General features: G+C 59.5%; 14 protein-coding genes. 6 read left to right on the forward strand and 8 right to left on the reverse strand.

All coding sequences use genetic code 11. The annotated features are described in order from the left end of the window. Positions 1 to 129: 129 nt before the first annotated feature. From lptB to AC2I9W_RS14630, 7 genes are all read right to left on the reverse strand, one after another. Complete coding sequence (gene lptB / locus AC2I9W_RS14600) at positions 130 to 921, reverse strand: LPS export ABC transporter ATP-binding protein (RefSeq protein ID WP_158393960.1); 792 nt, start codon at positions 919 to 921, stop codon at positions 130 to 132. Next, entirely contained in the window at positions 918 to 1,574 is a 657-nt protein-coding gene (lptA, locus tag AC2I9W_RS14605; protein WP_486410647.1) for a lipopolysaccharide transport periplasmic protein LptA, read from the reverse strand. Before lptA ends, lptB begins: the two co-directional genes overlap by 4 nt. Before the next feature lie 135 nt (positions 1,575 to 1,709). Next, positions 1,710 to 2,360, reverse strand: coding sequence for a thiol:disulfide interchange protein DsbA/DsbL (locus AC2I9W_RS14610; RefSeq protein ID WP_486410648.1), 651 nt, complete (start codon positions 2,358 to 2,360; stop codon positions 1,710 to 1,712). A gap of 170 nt (positions 2,361 to 2,530) precedes the next feature. Continuing rightward, positions 2,531 to 3,223 carry an SPOR domain-containing protein gene (locus AC2I9W_RS14615; RefSeq protein ID WP_486410649.1) on the reverse strand — a complete coding sequence of 231 codons (693 nt, stop codon included), beginning with the start codon at positions 3,221 to 3,223 and terminating at the stop codon, positions 2,531 to 2,533. Between the two features lie 69 nt (positions 3,224 to 3,292). After that, positions 3,293 to 5,002, reverse strand: a complete 1,710-nt coding sequence (gene argS, locus AC2I9W_RS14620; protein WP_486410650.1) for an arginine--tRNA ligase — start codon at positions 5,000 to 5,002, stop codon at positions 3,293 to 3,295. Positions 5,003 to 5,132: 130 nt separating this feature from the next. Continuing rightward, positions 5,133 to 5,579 (reverse strand): DUF2214 family protein, encoded by a 447-nt coding sequence (locus AC2I9W_RS14625; RefSeq protein WP_158393965.1) that lies wholly within the window; start codon positions 5,577 to 5,579, stop codon positions 5,133 to 5,135. Between the two features lie 83 nt (positions 5,580 to 5,662). Next, the gene (locus tag AC2I9W_RS14630) at positions 5,663 to 6,598 is read right to left on the reverse strand and encodes a LysR family transcriptional regulator (RefSeq protein WP_486410651.1); all 936 of its coding nucleotides are present in this window, start codon (positions 6,596 to 6,598) and stop codon (positions 5,663 to 5,665) included. A 388-nt stretch (positions 6,599 to 6,986) separates the two neighbouring features. Here AC2I9W_RS14630 and AC2I9W_RS14635 point away from each other — a divergent pair, with 388 nt between their 5' ends. Then, positions 6,987 to 8,186 carry a sensor histidine kinase gene (locus AC2I9W_RS14635; RefSeq protein WP_486410652.1) on the forward strand — a complete coding sequence of 400 codons (1,200 nt, stop codon included), beginning with the start codon at positions 6,987 to 6,989 and terminating at the stop codon, positions 8,184 to 8,186. A gap of 9 nt (positions 8,187 to 8,195) precedes the next feature. Then, complete coding sequence (locus AC2I9W_RS14640) at positions 8,196 to 8,882, forward strand: response regulator transcription factor (RefSeq protein ID WP_486410653.1); 687 nt, start codon at positions 8,196 to 8,198, stop codon at positions 8,880 to 8,882. Positions 8,883 to 8,967: 85 nt separating this feature from the next. Here the strand turns inward: AC2I9W_RS14640 and AC2I9W_RS14645 are convergent, their stop codons facing one another. Next, positions 8,968 to 9,327, reverse strand: coding sequence for a hypothetical protein (locus AC2I9W_RS14645; RefSeq protein ID WP_486410654.1), 360 nt, complete (start codon positions 9,325 to 9,327; stop codon positions 8,968 to 8,970). A 489-nt stretch (positions 9,328 to 9,816) separates the two neighbouring features. Between AC2I9W_RS14645 and AC2I9W_RS14650 the strand changes: the two genes are divergently transcribed. From AC2I9W_RS14650 to AC2I9W_RS14665, 4 genes are all read left to right on the forward strand, one after another. Then, positions 9,817 to 12,009, forward strand: a complete 2,193-nt coding sequence (locus tag AC2I9W_RS14650; protein ID WP_486410655.1) for a malate synthase G — start codon at positions 9,817 to 9,819, stop codon at positions 12,007 to 12,009. Positions 12,010 to 12,209: 200 nt separating this feature from the next. Then, positions 12,210 to 12,434, forward strand: a complete 225-nt coding sequence (locus AC2I9W_RS14655; RefSeq protein WP_486410656.1) for a cysteine-rich CWC family protein — start codon at positions 12,210 to 12,212, stop codon at positions 12,432 to 12,434. Between the two features lie 9 nt (positions 12,435 to 12,443). Next, complete coding sequence (locus tag AC2I9W_RS14660) at positions 12,444 to 12,668, forward strand: 4-oxalocrotonate tautomerase (RefSeq protein WP_486410668.1); 225 nt, start codon at positions 12,444 to 12,446, stop codon at positions 12,666 to 12,668. Positions 12,669 to 12,839: 171 nt separating this feature from the next. Further along, on the forward strand, positions 12,840 to 13,607 hold the full coding sequence (locus tag AC2I9W_RS14665; RefSeq protein WP_486410657.1) for a class II glutamine amidotransferase: 768 nt from the start codon (positions 12,840 to 12,842) through the stop codon (positions 13,605 to 13,607). Positions 13,608 to 13,730: the final 123 nt, after the last annotated feature.

Raw genomic sequence — 13,730 nt, forward strand, 5'->3', positions numbered from 1 at the left:
TATCAATAGCCGGCTGATTTCGCCGCCGGGCCGCCCCAAAGCAAGCCCGGGCGCAGCCGGTCAGAGCCCCTTGTACCCAAGGCTGGGGCAGGGACCACACGAAATGAGGAAGCATGGGAGGCATAACCATCACATCCGGAAATGCTCACCCAGATAGACACGGCGCACGTCAGCGTTCTCCACAATCTGCTCTGGTGTGCCTTCAGCCAGCACATGACCGTCGCTGATGATGAAAGCGTGGTCGCAAATGCCCAGGGTTTCGCGCACGTTGTGGTCGGTAATCAGCACACCGATGCCGCGCTCCTTGAGGAAGCCGATGATGCGCTGGATCTCGATCACCGCAATCGGGTCGATACCGGCAAATGGCTCGTCCAGCAAGATGAAACGCGGCTGCGTGGCCAGGGCGCGGGCGATTTCCACACGCCGACGCTCACCACCGGACAGCGCCAGCGCCGGCGACTGACGCAGGTGCTCGACACGTAGCTCCTGCAGCAGACCGGTCAGGCGCTTTTCGATTTCATCACGCGTGAGCGTCTTGCCCTGCTCGTCTTTTTGCAGCTCCAGCACGGCGCGCACATTGTCTTCCACGCTGAGCTTGCGAAAGATCGAGGCTTCCTGGGGCAGATAGGACAGGCCCAGGCGCGAGCGCTGGTGGATCGGCATGCCGCCCACAGCCTGGCCGTCGATAAAGATCTCGCCGCCATCACTGCGCACCAGGCCCACGATCATGTAAAACGAGGTGGTCTTGCCCGCGCCGTTGGGGCCGAGCAGACCGACGACCTCGCCTTTTTGCACGGACAGCGACACATCCTTGACCACCTTGCGGCTGCCATAGGACTTGGCCAGATGCTTGGCTTCCAGGCGGCTGCTCGCCTCGCCTGTGCGGCCGTGACCAGAGTCAGAGAAAGTCGGTTCGATCATTTTTTCTCGTCGTCTTTCTCGCCACCCAGAGTCATGCTCTGGCGCATTTCCGTTGCGGGTGTGGCGGGCTTGGGCTGTGCACCCGGTGAGCCCTCCTTGGGTGCCATGATGGCGCGCACACGGCCGCCCTGCCCCACGGAAGAGCTGGGCAAGCCGCCGCTGGTCTTCTGGCCATCGACCGTGTAGACATCAGTGATGTTGTTGTAGACGATGACGGAGCCTGTGACCTGATCGCTGAGCTGACCACCACGATAGCGGCGCATCTCGCCACGGCGAATAAATTTGACGATATCGGCCTTGCCGTCGTATTCGATGACTTCGCCCTCGCCTTCGATGAACTCTTCAGGCTGACCGGCAACGGTATCGCGCTTCTGGCGGAAGAAAGCGCGCTTGCCAGCCTCTGCCTTGATCACTCCGTACTGATAGCCCTCGGCGTCCTGACGCACATCGAGCTGCGCACCACGCAGCACGATGGAGCCCTTGGTCATCACCACATTGCCGGTGAAGACACTGGTCTGCTGCAACTCGTCGTGACGCAGTGCATCCGCCTCGATATTCATGGGCTTGGCGCTATCGGCCTTTTCAGCATGGGCCATACCGGTCGCTGCTGCCAGGGCACAGGCCAGGGCAAGAGGAAGAAGTGATTTTTTCATAGAAGGCACGTTTCTTGCATTCGCTGCATTGTAGTCATTCCTTTTTTACAGGCTGCGTAAAAAGCACTCACAAAAAAGCCCGCTCAGCGGCGGGCTTGTCAGGCATCAGATACCCGTGCAATCGATCATTGCCGATCAGGCCTTGCGACTGGAAGCGATCAGCGCATTGACGACGCGCAGCACGTTATCCATATTGCCGGCCTTGGTGCCATCGGTGTAGTAGCGGCCTGCCACACCCATGGCAGGCACGCCTTCCACGTCATATTCATTTTGCAACTGCGCAGCCTTGCGTGACTGGTTGGCCACGGTGAAGGAGTTGTAGACCTCCTTGAACTTGGCCAGATCCACGCCCTGCTTGCCGACCCAGTCAAAAATGGCGTCATCGGTCTTGAGCAGGTTGCGCTCCACATGAATGGTGCGGAACACCTTGGCATGCAACTGAGGCAGCAGATTCATGCCTTCCAGTGCGAAATACAGCTTTTGCTGGGGCACAAAAGAAGCATTGAACGCCACGGGAACGCGACGCACCACCACATCGGCAGGCTGTGTCTTGGCCCAGGCCTCGAACTGCGGCTCAAACACGTTGCAGTGGGGGCAGCTGTACCAGAAGAACTCCACCACTTCGACCTTGCCGGCAGGTGCGCTCACGCTGGCAGGCTTGCCCAGCTTGACGTAGTCCTTGCCTTCCCTGGGCGCAGCGCCCTGGGCCCAGCTGGAGGAGGTGCCCAAAGTCAGAGCACCGGCAGCAGCTGCCGAGGCAGCCAGAGAGAATTCGCGACGTTTCATCTAAACAAACTCCTGTATCAGGTCTGCAGTATCAGAGCATATCGGCTCCAAAAAGTTCAGCCAACACTAAAACGAACAGCGGGGCAGGCCAGAAGCATCAAGCAAGGGACTCCCCGCAGCGATATGTTGTCCCCATTGGGGGAAGGCGCAAAGCGCCTCAGGGGAGCCTCTTACTTCGCCGCTCTCACCAGCGTCGAGTCCACACCCGCGCCATCGAGCTTGCCCTTGAGCTGCTCTGCATCATCACGCTTGCCGAACGGGCCGACACGCACGCGGAAGACGGTGATGCCGTTTTGCTCACGTTCGCTGATACGCGACTCCCAGCCCAGCATGGCCAGCTTGGCGCGCTGGGCTTCCGCCTCGCTCTGGCCCCGGAAGGCACCCGCCTGCACAAAATAGTTGAAAGCCGAGTCAGACGAGGCAGCCTGAGCGGCCTTCTCTCTTTCTGCCCGTGCCTTTTCTGCCTTGTCCGCAGCGGCCGAGCGCTCCTTGACCAAGTCACCCAGCGGGTCACCCGAGGCCGGTTTGGCCGGCTGCTCCGACGAGGCAGATACGGGCGGTGTAGCAACTCCGCCGGTTGCCGTAGGTTGTACCGCTGGTGTTGGAGGCGTCACGGTCACATCACTGGGAGGCGCAGCCACCGCAGGCGGGGCAGGCTGGCGGCCTTGCAAAGGCGCATTGGGGTCCCAGTTTCTATTGCGCTCAGCCTCTGCCGCATCTCTTTCGGTATTGTTGCCCCCCTTGTTCAGGAAAGGCACTGGCACCTTGGTCACATAGATGGCAACGGCCAACGCCGCCGCCAGGCCGATGACCATACCAAAGATCAAGCCCAGGATGGTTCCACCGCGTTGCTGGTTCTTCATATCAGTCGCTTAACGCTTTCTGCTTCAGTTATGCCGTTTTCAGAGCCTTCAGCGGCCCTGAGAACGGGATTACATGCGCTCAGGTGCGCTCACACCCAGCACAGCCAAGCCATTGTGCAACACCTGGGCGGTGGCGGCGACCAGTGCCAAGCGTGCCAGCTTGACCTTCTCGTCGTCGACCAGAATGCGCTCGGCATCGTAGTAGCTGTGATAGGCCGAGGCCAGATCACGCAGATAGAAAGTCACGTCGTGCGGAGCATTACCAGCGGCAGCTGCTGTCAGCATCTCGGGGTACTTGGCCAGCAGCAGCATCAGGGCTTGAGCCTGCGTGCCTTCCAGTGCCGACAAATCGACATCCTTGAGCACCGCAACGCCTGCACCACCAGCTTCTTGCCAGGCGCGCAGCACGGACTGAATGCGGGCATGGGCGTACTGCACGTAGTACACGGGGTTGTCGTTGTTCTGGGCGACGGCCAGATCGACGTCAAAGGTGTACTCGGTGTCAGGCTTGCGGCTCAGCAGGAAGAAGCGCACAGCGTCCTTGCTGGTCCACTCGATCAGGTCGCGCAGCGTGACGTAGGAGCCAGCGCGCTTGCTGATCTTGACCTCTTCGCCGTTGCGCACCACGCGCACCATGGTGTGCAGCACGTAGTCAGGGTAGCCTTCGGGAATACCGACATCGGCAGCCTGCAGGCCAGCGCGCACGCGGGCAATGGTGCCGTGGTGGTCGGTGCCCTGAATGTTCACCACCTTGGTGAAGCCGCGCTTGAACTTCTGGATGTGATAGGCCACATCGGGCACAAAGTAGGTGTAGCCGCCGTCGGTCTTGCGCATCACGCGGTCTTTGTCGTCACCGTAGTCGGTGGACTTGAGCCACAGCGCGCCATCCTGCTCATAGGTCTTGCCGTTGGCGATCAGGCGGTTGACGGTTTCTTCGACATAGCCGTTTTCGTACAGGCTCGATTCCAGATAGTACTGGTCGAACTTCAGATTGAAGGCCTGCAGATCCTTGTCCTGCTCGTTGCGCAGATAGGCAACAGCGAACTGGCGGATATTGTCATAGTCGTCCACATCACCATTGGCGGTGAACTCGCGGTCATCGGCCTTGATGGTTTGCTTGGCCTTGAAGGCTTCGGCAATATCGGCAATGTAGTCGCCGTTATAGAAATTCTTGGCCAGCGGGTTGTCACTGTCGGTAGGCCAGCACTCGTCGCCGGGCTTGTGCCCCTTGGCGCGCAGCTGAGTGGACTTGGTCAGGGTGTCGATCTGCACGCCCGCGTCGTTGTAATAGAACTCGCGGTGCACCTTCCAGCCCTGGGTGGAGTACAGATTGCTGATGGCGTCGCCAATCGCCGCCTGACGGCCGTGACCCACGTGAAGCGGGCCAGTGGGGTTGGCCGAGACGAACTCGACCAAAATGTTTTCGCCGCGGTCGGCCTGATAGCCGAACTTCTCGGCCTGACCCAACACTTCACGCACCACTTCCTGCTTGGCAGCGGGCTTGAGGCGGATGTTGAGAAAGCCAGGGCCTGCAATTTCAATCGCATCCACCCATTGCTGAAAGGCCGCCGTAGCCTCCAGTGCGGTCTTGAGCTGCTCACCCAGAGCGCGAGGATTGGCCTTCAAAGGCTTGGCCAGCTGCATGGCCGCCGTACAAGCGAAGTCGCCATGGGCTGCCACTTTGGGGTTTTCAAACGCAGCGCGTGCGCCAGCGCCGGGCGAGAGTGTTTCGAGCTCAGCAGCCAGAGCAGCGAGCAATTCTTGTTTGACGGAAAGCATTGCGGGATTTTACGTGGCTACCTCTATCCGCGCAGCCAAGCTGGATTGCGTGCCCGCAACAAGGCATTGCAGCGTGGCGGCCGCGCATCGCACAAGCAAGCAAGCAAGCCATGCAAGCACAGCAACCGCTCTACATGCCGCGTGCCCAGAAAACAGCGATCACGGCGATCACAGGCACCAGATGGCCTTGCCACATCACCCACTTGCGGGTCTGCTTGACCTCTTGCGGCGCGGGCAGCTGGCCGGTGGCATCCAGCGTCTTCTTCCAGCGACGGAAGGTGAACGTTGGCTTGAGCGACAGCAGCACGGCCACGACAAACAGCGTCATCTTGATGTGAAACAGCGGCGAGGCCACATAGCCACCCATGCCTTTGACGCCCCAGACCAGACGCGCAATACCTGTCAGCAGCAAAGCAAGGGCGGCAATGCCATAAATCATGTCCAGGCGGGCCAGGCGCTGCACCACGGCAGCACTCATCCACTCGACCCGGCACAAAGCCGCCTGGCTCGTCAGAAACACCACCAGAGTCAGAATCGCCAGCAGGTGGGCGCTGGCAAGCACAGCTTCAAAAGTCATGGTTTCGCAAAAGAAAAAGGACGGATTCTGCAGTCCGCCAAGAACTGCAACGACCCGCCCATTGTCTACCGATTCAAGATTGCTCAGGCATCCACACCCAGGCGAAAGAAATCCGGCTGGTTGTAATGGTGCTTGAGGTAGTCGATCCACATGCGCACGCGCAGCGGCATGTGCTTGCGCTGAGGGAAGACCACAAAGATACCGTTGGGAGGTGCCGCAAAGTCTTCCAGCACCGGCACAAGACGGCCTGCGGCGATCTCGGCCTCGACTTCCCAGGTGCTGCGCCAGGCAATGCCCCAGCCACCCAGACACCAGTCGTGCAGTACCTGTCCGTCCGAGCAGTCCAGCGGGCCACCGGGTTTGAAGTGCACTACCTCGCTGGTACCGCTTTCGGGATGCGGGATGCGAAAGGCCCAGCCACGCGTTTGCGAGGCATCGGACGAGAGCGTCAGGCAGTCGTGCTGTGTCAGTTCGCTGGGGTGTTTGGGGATGCCGCGGCGCTCCAGATAGGCTGGTGTCGCCACGCACAGGCGACGGTTGTCAGCAATGCGCACGCTGACCAGCGCCGAATCTGCCAAATCGCCCACCCGCACGGCGCAGTCAAAGCCTTCGCCGGCCAAGTCGACCACACGATCGCTGAGATTCAGGGAGATAGTCACATCGGGGTGCAGATCGCGAAAGCGCGGCACCAATGGAGCGACATGACGGCGGCCAAAACCGGCCGGTGCCGTGATGCGCAGATGCCCCGTAGCCTTGACGCCACCGGCGCTGACGCTGGCCTCGGCATTGCACACATCGGACAGCAAACGCTGGCAATCCTCCAGAAATGCACTGCCCTCGTGGGTGAGGGAAATGCGGCGTGTGGTGCGCACCATGAGCTTGACGCCCAGGTGCTCTTCCAGCGCATCCAGCCTGCGCCCCATGATGGCGGGTGCCACGCCCTCGGCCTTGGCAGCAGCTGTCAAGCTGCCCCTGGTCGCTACCGATACAAAAGACTCGAAAGCCTTGAGCTTATCCATGACCGCTGCTCCTGTCTGGTCCGTGTTGTCTCCTGCTGCGGCGAGCCTGAGCTCCTGAATCAGAAGCGCAAACCGATTGAGCAGTCTTGATTTAGTAATGTTTTTTATCGAAATCCAATACAGCGACAACGCTAAGCGCTATGACTTTAGATTCGTTGATGCACCTTATATGCTGTCATAGCATATGACCTTGCCGCGTTATACCGCAACTAGAAGTCACAAGTTAACAATAGATATTGGATATTTATATACGTTTATATCAAAATTTACCGTTTTTACGATCCAGGAATATCGGTTATTCGCCCCGACCATGAAGCACCACCCCTCCAGTGCTTTCCTCCTATGATCGCGTTCAGTCACATCTACCAAGCCCTTGCGGCTGGCCTTCATGAGCGCCCCTTCTTTTTCCGCATCCCAGCTTCTCGACCTGCTCAGCCGCACCGATCAAGGCTGCGCCATCTGGAGCGCCGAAGAACAGCTGATCATGGCCACGCCCGCCTGGCGTCAGTGGTTTGATGTGGTGCCACAGGCAGTCATCGTCGGCAGGCCCTTGCAGCAACTGCTGTCTGCGCAAGACTGGCATTTCCACGGCCCGCGCTTTGCCGCCGCAGCCCAAGGCCTGCGCCAAGAATATGACGAGACTCGGCAGGATGAGTTAGGCGCACAGCGCCACCGCCGCATACAGCTCACTCCCGGCTCCCCCGATGCACAGGGCCGGCATGACGTACTGATGCAGTTTTTCGATGTAAGCCGGGAGTACGCACGTGGTGAAGTCATTGCCCGTCAGCACGCTCAGCTGCAAACCCTGCACCAGCAGCTGCGCAGCAACCGCAGCGATGCCGGCGAACTGGACAAGCTGCGCACCCTGCTGGACTGGCGCACCGCCATGCTCACCGAGCACAACGAAATGCTGCAACTGCTGTCGCATGAAATTCGCCAACCCTTGAACAACGCCTCGGCAGCCATGCAGGCCACGCTCAAGGCCATTGATGACCTTCACATGGCCGATGCCGCGCCCGCCACCAAAGCCCTGCACAGAGCAGAGCATGTACTGCAGCAAGTCATCAGCACCCTGGACAACACCCTGGCCGCCGGCACCATCCTGGCCGTGGGCGGCAAGGCCGGAGCATCTACAGAGACTGACCTGCCCACACTCATCAAGCTGGTGCTGCACGATATTGCGGCCGATCTGCGCCCTCGTGTCAATGTGCAATGGTTGACCCAGCCACGCACAGTGCAGCTGCATCCCGCGCTGATGCGACTGACGATTCGCAACCTGCTCAACAACGCCTTGGCCTATGCGCCTGTCGATACGCAGGTGCAACTGAGCATTGCAGAGTCCGATGAGCCACTGGCACTGATCTTGGAAGTGCGAGACCTCGGCCCCGGCATCCCCGAGGAGCTTCGCCCACGCCTTTTCGACAAAGGCTCACGCGGCAGCAACAGTCATAGCCGCCCCGGTGCAGGGCTGGGCCTGTTCATCGTGCGCTCGGTGCTGCAGCTGCACCAAGGTACAGTAGAGGCTCTGCCTCACAGTCCGCATGGCACGATCATGCGCCTGGTCATTCCTCAAGGCCTCGCCGAATAAGAACCGCCCATGCTGCCTGCCACTCTTGCCCTGGTTGACGACGACACCGAGTACTGCGAATTTCTGGCTCAGCACCTGCGCAGCCAGGGCGTGGATGTCACGGCTTACAGCGACAGCAGCGACTTGCTGGCCGACGAAGCGCCCTACCGTTTCGACTTTTATGTGCTGGACCTGATGCTGCCCGGTGTGGCAGGAACCGAGCTGCTGCGCATCATCCGCAAACGCACCCAGGCTGGAGTGCTCATCGTCTCTGGCCGGCTGGGCTCGGAGGTCTTTGCCGAAGTCATCAACGCGGGCGCAGACATGTATCTCACCAAACCCGTGACCTTCGAGCAGGTGGAGCTGGCAGTGCGCGCTGTGCACCGCCGCATCATGACCACGGCCAAAACGGCCACAGCCTGGAAGCTGGACAGCCGCCGCAGCCTGCTGATTGCCCCTGATGGCCAAAGCGTGGAGCTGAGCGCGACAGACCTGATGCTGATGGAGTGCTTTTTGCAGGCCCAGGGCGAGACCGTCAGCCGTGAACACATTCGCAGCCTGCTCGGCCACACCAGCGCAGCGGAGTCTGACAACAGCCTGCACGCCACCATCTACCGCCTGCGCCGCCGCATCGAGCGCGCCACCCCCGTAGCGGTTCCCTTGCAGTCTCAGCAAAAAGTGGGCTATCAGTTTCGCGCACCGCTGATTGCAGCCTGAGTGAGGCGTTGGCCGCTGCACACCAACACTTTCTAAAAGCAAAACGGGCCTTGAGGCCCGTTTTTCGCATTCAGCTTGCGCTGAATTACATGGTCATCTTGGATTCCACATCGGAAATCTTGCGACGCGCCAAAGCCAGGTTCGCGCGGCCGCTGTCCAGCACGTAGTACACAAAAATGCCGTTCAGCTTTTCTGCGGGGCGCAGGATGTGGTACTGCTTGCCCAGAGTGATCAGGATGTCTTCAATCGTGTCCTGCAGACCCAGAGACTTCATGGTCTTCATCTTGGCGCGCACCACTTCAGTGTTACCTGCAGCAGCCAGTTCCAGATCAACGCCAGATCCCACGCTGGCCAACAGCATGCCGCTGTTGTAATCCACCACCGCCGCGCACAGAGCGCCGTCGAGGGTCATCAGATCTTGCAGGCTTTCGTTCAGATTTGCCATGAGGGCTCCTTGATAAAGATTTACTGATTGAGATCAAAAGATGATCAGATGTTTCAAGTCTAACAAATCATTTCTGATTTCAATTGTGAATTTATGACAGACAACGCCTCGTCATCAGGTAGCCGATTTTTCGACAATGAAAGATGCTCCTTTTTCTTAACACCCTGAAAAAATCTTTCAAATCAGCGTCTTGCATCGCTCCTCAGTGAAAAACCAAAGTACCTCAACATCTCAGGCCACGGCGGAAGAGGACTTCTCCCCTCCTTCCACCCTCGTTCATCTTGCTTTCTTGCATCAGAACTGATCAGAAGCCAAAGACCCAAGCCTTGGGTCTTCAATGAAACCCGGAGATTACATACATAAATATCATCAGTTTTAAACTTTTTAGGCTATTTATGTACTCAAATAATTCAAATACAGTGTCATGACACGCTGCCCATGATGGGCAACGACTACTGAATATCTAGAGACATCAACCAGAGGTTTCCTATGACTGATCGCACCCAAGTCCACGGCCTGCAAGTAGCCAACGAGCTGTACAACTTTGTGAATGCACAAGTGCTGCCCGGCACTGGTGTAGATCAAGAAGTCTTCTGGAAGGGCTTTGATCAGATCGTCGCCGACCTGGCCCCCAAGAATGCTGCTCTGCTGGCCGAGCGTGACCGCCTGCAAGCCGAGCTAGACACCTGGCACAAGGCCAATCCCGGCCCCATCACCGACATGGTGGCCTATCGTCAGTTTCTGACCACCATCGGCTACCTGGTCGAGCAGCCCGCTGGCGCCAAGGCCACGACCGAAAACGTGGACGCCGAGCTGGCCGTTCAAGCCGGCCCTCAACTGGTCGTACCTATCCTGAACGCCCGCTACGCACTGAACGCTGCCAATGCACGCTGGGGCTCCCTGTACGACGCGCTGTATGGCACCGATGTCATCAGCGAAGAAGGTGGTGCTGAAAAGGGCAAGGGCTACAACCCTGTGCGCGGCGCCAAGGTGATTGAGTTCGCTCGCAACTTCCTGGATCAGGCGGCCCCTCTGGCCTCCGGCTCGCATAAGAATGCCGCCGGCTACGCTGTTGAAGGCGGCAAGCTGGTCGTGACCTTGAAGGACGGCGGCAAGACCGGCCTGAAAGACGAAGCCAAGTTCGTTGGCTACCAGGGCTCTGCAGCAACACCCTCCTCGGTTCTGCTGAAGAACAACGGCATCCACATCGACATCATCATCAACAAGGCAACACCCATCGGTGGCTCTGACGCCGCTGGCGTGGCCGATGTGGTGGTCGAAGCCGCTCTGTCCACCATCCTCGACCTGGAAGACTCCGTGGCCGCCGTGGATGCCGAAGACAAGGTCAACGGCTACGCCAACTGGCTGGGCATCTTGAAGGGCACGCTGACCGAGTCCTTCGAAAAGGGCGGCAAGATCGTGACCCGCGGCTTGAATGCCGACCGCGAATACACCGGTGCCGATGGCCAGCCCCTGAAGCTGCATGGCCGCTCGCTGATGTTCCTGCGCAACGTGGGCCACCTGATGACCAACCCGGCCGTTCTGTGGGGCGCGGACAAGAAGGAAATCCCCGAAGGCATCATGGACGCCATGATCACCACCGCCATCGCCATACACGACCTCAAGGGCAATGGCGCCAATGGCATCCAGAACAGCCGCACCGGCAGCGTCTACATCGTCAAGCCCAAGATGCACGGCCCCGCCGAAGCTGCTTTCGCCAACGAACTGTTTGGCCGCGTTGAGCAAGTTCTGGGCCTGCCCGAGAACACCGTCAAGCTGGGCATCATGGACGAAGAGCGCCGCACCAGCGTGAACCTGAAGGCCGCCATCGCCGCTGCTCCTGCACGCGTGGCTTTCATCAACACCGGCTTCCTGGACCGCACCGGCGACGAAATGCACACCGCCATGTATGCCGGCCCCATGGTTCGCAAGGCCGACATGAAGACCTGCGCCTGGCTGCCTGCTTACGAAAAGAGCAACGTGCTGGTTGGCCTGAGCATGGGCCTGCGCGGCCGCGCTCAGATCGGCAAGGGCATGTGGGCCATGCCAGACCTGATGAAGGCCATGCTGGAGCAAAAGATTGCCCAGCCCAAGGCTGGTGCCAACACCGCCTGGGTGCCCTCGCCCACCGGTGCCACGCTGCACGCTCTTCACTACCACCAGGTCAATGTGGCCGAAGTGCAGCAAGAGCTGGAAAAGACCGACGCCGATGCCGCACGCGACGATCTGATCAACGCCATCCTGCAAGTGCCCGTGTCCACCAACCCCAACTGGTCCGACGCTGAAAAGCAGCAAGAAGTGGACAACAACGTTCAGGGCATCCTGGGCTATGTGGTGCGCTGGATTGACCAGGGCGTGGGCTGCTCCAAGGTGCCCGACATCCACAACGTGGGCCTGATGGAAGACCGCGCCACGCTGCGCATATCCAGCCAGCACATTGCCAACTGGCTGCAGCACGGCATCGTGACCGAAGCCATGGTGCGCGACAGCTTTGCCCGCATGGCCAAGGTGGTGGACGAGCAAAACGCCGGCGACGCCGCCTACAAAAGCTTGGTGGCCAACCCTGACGGCGCTGCTTACCAGGCCGCTCTGGATCTGGTCTTCAAGGGCAAGGAACAGCCTTCTGGCTACACTGAACCCCTGCTGCATGCTTGGCGCCTGAAGGTCAAGGCCGGCGCTTAAACGCTAAGCCCGCCTGCCCAGCCGCTCCTTCAATCAGAGCGGCTGGCGCATGTCTTCCCTAGGTTTCAGATCAGTTTCATGATCAAACTGAGGAAAGGCAAGCGCAAGCAGCTATCAAAAATGCACTCCATGTCTGCGCATCGAGTGCATTTTTCTTGGCCGTGACCGGATCAATGCAAGCGGGCTTCTACACTGACGCCATGCCCATCCATCCCGCCATAGACACCAGCCGCTGCCCCCTGTGCGGCCAACCCAACCAGTGCGCCATCAGCGCCGGTCTGCCGCCAGAAAGCTGCTGGTGCATGCAGACGGCCGTGTCACAAGACGCACTGGCCCAGCTGCCTGCCGAAGCACGCGGCAAAGCCTGCATCTGCCCCCTCTGCGCACAGCCCGGCCCGAACCTACCGATGCCATCCAGCACCTGAGCGCACCTGATTTATCATCGGCGCTTCATTCAGCAGGAGAGAACCATGCCCACCTACCACGTAGAAATGATGGAAGGCCGTACCGTCGAGCAAAAGCGCAAGCTGGTCGAAGAAATCACCCGCGTCAGCGTGGAAGTGCTGGGCGGCTCACCCGAGTCGGTGGACATCATCATCACCGACATCAAGCGCCACGACTGGGCCACCGGCGGCAAGCTCTGGCTGGACCGCGAATAAGCCACCGCCATGCACTGGTGCCAAGCAGCTTAGGCTGCTTTTTTCATGCCTGTTGCTGGCAACTCATATTTGATAGCGAGCAACGCTGCTGCATGCGCCGCTAGAGCGAACGCCATCGAGCCCGTATTCTTAAGCTATAAACCTTTTTTGCTTGAAAGATATGACGACGCCATGTGCCAGCTGCTTGGAATGAACTGCAACACGCCCACCGATGTGCGCTTTAGCTTCTCGGGCTTCACCCAGCGCGCAGGCAATACCGGGGACCACACCGACGGCTGGGGCATCGCCTTTTTCGAAGACAAAGGCCTGCGCCACTTCGTCGATCACGAACGCGCCGTAGACTCCCAGATCGCCAAGCTCATCCGTGAGTACCCGATCAAGAGCACCAACGTCATCGCCCATATCCGCAAGGCCACCCAGGGTGTGGTCAGCCTGCAGAACTGCCACCCCTTTGTGCGCGAGCTCTGGGGCCGCAACTGGGTGTTTGCGCACAACGGTGACCTCAAGAACTTCGCCCCCAAGCTGCATGCCCATTTCCAGCCCGTAGGCAACACCGACAGCGAGCAAGCCTTCTGCTGGATCATGCAAGAGCTGTGGAAGTCCCACGCCGGCGTTCCCAGCATCAAAGAGCTGACCCACACCCTGCGCGAGCTGGCCGCCAAAATAGCCCCGCACGGCACCTTCAACTTCCTGCTCTCCAACGGTGAAGCGCTCTGGGCCCATGCAACCACCCACCTCTGCTACATCGAGCGCCAACACCCCTTCGCCCAAGCACAACTCTCCGATGAAGACCTGAGCGTGGACTTTTCCCGCGAAACCACGCCCCAGGACAAAGTTGCCATCATCGTCACCGCCCCGCTCACCCAGAACGAACAGTGGACATCCTTCCAGAATGGCGAGCTTCGGGTATTTGTCAAGGGCCAGGCTGCCCCCTATTAAGAGATCAGCAAAGCCTGCATAAAAAAGAGAGCGCCAGGCGCTCTCTTTTTTTGGATATCCGGTATTTATAAGCCTCAAGTCTTTAGCAGACGTGCGCTATGCGCTCCCACTTTCGAAGCATCC

It is taken from the genome of Comamonas sp. FUJ_7 (assembly GCF_057369555.1).